At 55.8% G+C, this 2,021-nt stretch carries 4 protein-coding genes; 2 read left to right on the top strand and 2 right to left on the bottom strand.

Annotated elements, in window-relative coordinates:
- Positions 1-53: 53 nt before the first annotated feature.
- Positions 54-542, bottom strand: a complete 489-nt coding sequence (locus ACH2EH_RS06360; RefSeq protein ID WP_395140013.1) for a phosphatase PAP2 family protein — start codon at positions 540-542, stop codon at positions 54-56.
- Between the two features lie 213 nt (positions 543-755).
- On the opposite strand from ACH2EH_RS06360, the gene ACH2EH_RS06355 reads away from it, so the two are divergent.
- Both ACH2EH_RS06355 and ACH2EH_RS06350 read left to right on the top strand, forming a co-directional pair.
- Positions 756-1,190 (top strand): hypothetical protein, encoded by a 435-nt coding sequence (locus ACH2EH_RS06355; RefSeq protein ID WP_395140011.1) that lies wholly within the window; start codon positions 756-758, stop codon positions 1,188-1,190.
- Between the two features lie 3 nt (positions 1,191-1,193).
- Positions 1,194-1,616 (top strand): HNH endonuclease, encoded by a 423-nt coding sequence (locus tag ACH2EH_RS06350; RefSeq protein ID WP_395140009.1) that lies wholly within the window; start codon positions 1,194-1,196, stop codon positions 1,614-1,616.
- Between the two features lie 54 nt (positions 1,617-1,670).
- Here ACH2EH_RS06350 and ACH2EH_RS06345 read toward each other — a convergent pair.
- On the bottom strand, positions 1,671-2,021 hold a 351-nt coding region (locus ACH2EH_RS06345; protein WP_395140007.1), incomplete at its 5' end, for a helix-turn-helix domain-containing protein.

Below are 2,021 nucleotides of genomic sequence, written 5' to 3'. Positions count from 1 at the left end.
GCCGCCTGCTCTACCGTCAGATAATCCCGCCCTGCTCCGTCATCATCCATGTTTCAACCTGCCTCCGCGTGTTGGAGTGTTTTATCAGTCGGACTCATTCGTGATGCGACAACGCTTGATAGCAGCACACCAACCACCGCGATCCCAAACGATCCCACAATGTCTATTGGCGAGTGTACCAAGGCGAGCACACGCGACACCCCTACACAAAGCGCCAGAATCAGTAGAGCCGCACCCACAGGACGCCGCACGGTCAGAACCAGCAATGCCAAGGTTGCCGAGAGCAAGGTGTGATCTGAGGGAAACCCGTTGTCACGGGAAGCAGCGATCAGCGGCGTAAGATTATGGGCAATGTAGGGCCGAGTGCTCGTGATAAAGTGTTCGCCCACTTTCGCCAGAACCAGCGCGAGGGCACCAGCACAAACTGCCTGCACTGCAAACGGGAGCCGTCGCTCTTTGAGGAGCTGCCACCACACCCACAGAGCAACCAGAGGGATGATCAAAAATAGGTACTTGGCACCGAAGACGATGAGTGTATTCATGAGGTAAAGCGTGGATTATGTCGCCGGTCAAGTGTACCCGACCAAGCTCTACTGGCAAGCTAAACCCTCAGTATCTGCCACTGCACTATCGGCATCCGCTCAACGAAGTAGGTGCCCTAAACGTAGAATCTCCAGTTCATGCTTTAAGGCTATGGTGCTTTCACCTTAGCTTGTAATGCTTTCACTTTAGATTCACGGTAGAATGCATTCATCATGCCTAGCTCCAGAACCATTGTCTCCTACAGACCAACACCCGACGAAGAAGGGCTCCTGGACGCCCTCTCCCATAAGCTCGGACTCTCCAAGAGTAGAACTCTGGCCTTTGCCCTCAAGCGCATCGCCGAACAGGAAAACGTCGCGGCGGTATCGCCCACCCCCCAAGAGATGCAGGCCATCCAAGACCTGTACGCCGAGCTTGGCCCCGACTACTGGAAGCGACGCAATGCCCTGGAGGTGCGCCAGAGAACCACTCCACTTAACCCCGAGGAGCGTGAGGAGCTAATCCAGCTCATTGATCAAGGCGAGGACTGGAACGTGCGACGGCTCAGCTTCTTCTTCAGCCTAGCGCAGCGCTATGGCAAGCCACACGACTACTTCCTCGACACACTGGGCGTTAGGCACCACCCCCTTGCTCGGAGAACCCAGTAACTCGTGGCACTGCGTCGTCGTCGAGGTGTCCGAGAGCGTATCGCGGAGCGAGCTAGGTATCTCTGTGAGTATTGCCTCTGCCCGGAGAGTCACTCGCTGAGTACCTTTGCGGTGGAGCACATTCATCCATTGGGCGATGGTGGCCCTGATGAGGAAGACAACCTTGCCAACTCCTGCTTGGGATGTAATGGCTTCAAGGGCTTGGCAACGACGGGTATTGATCCCCTGACAGGTGAGGAAGTGCGCCTCTATAATCCTCGCCTGGATGCCTGGGCAGAGCACTTCGCCTGGAGTGAGGACACACTCACTGTGATCGGGCAAACACCAATTGGCCGCGCGACGATAGAGCGGCTCCGTTTGAATCGTGCTGGCGTGGTGAACTTGCGCAGCCTTCTCAAGCTCCGTGGAATCCATCCCCCCGAGTAAGTACAGGCTGGACGTTAGGAAGCCACCGAAACCTCGCACAGTTTTAGAGCTGCTTTAGGCATCCGAGGCGGAGTCTCCAGCCAGCAACGAGGCAAGCTCTTCCTTGCCGGGAAACAGCTCCCCCACCTCGGCCCCAAGCGCCACTGCGATCTTAGCTAAGTTGATGGCGGTCGGGCTGTACTTACCCCGCTCAATCCCGCCATAGTAGCTCCGATCTATCCCAGCCTCGTAAGCAAAGACTTCCTGAGCTATTCCCTTTCCTTCACGAAGCGCCCGGATTCTTGCCGCGACTGCTTGGAGAAGAGTGTCGCGATTCTCCAGAGTTTTTCTCTTTTGCATCCCAATAGGATTGAAGAAAAAGCGGATACAAACCACGGGAATAATCACACAGTATAAAACACCACG

Source organism: Armatimonas sp. (genome assembly GCF_043760365.1).
Classification (GTDB): domain Bacteria; phylum Armatimonadota; class Armatimonadia; order Armatimonadales; family Armatimonadaceae; genus Armatimonas.
Note: the sequence above shows the minus strand (reverse complement) of the source record. Positions and strands in the feature narration are given on the sequence as shown.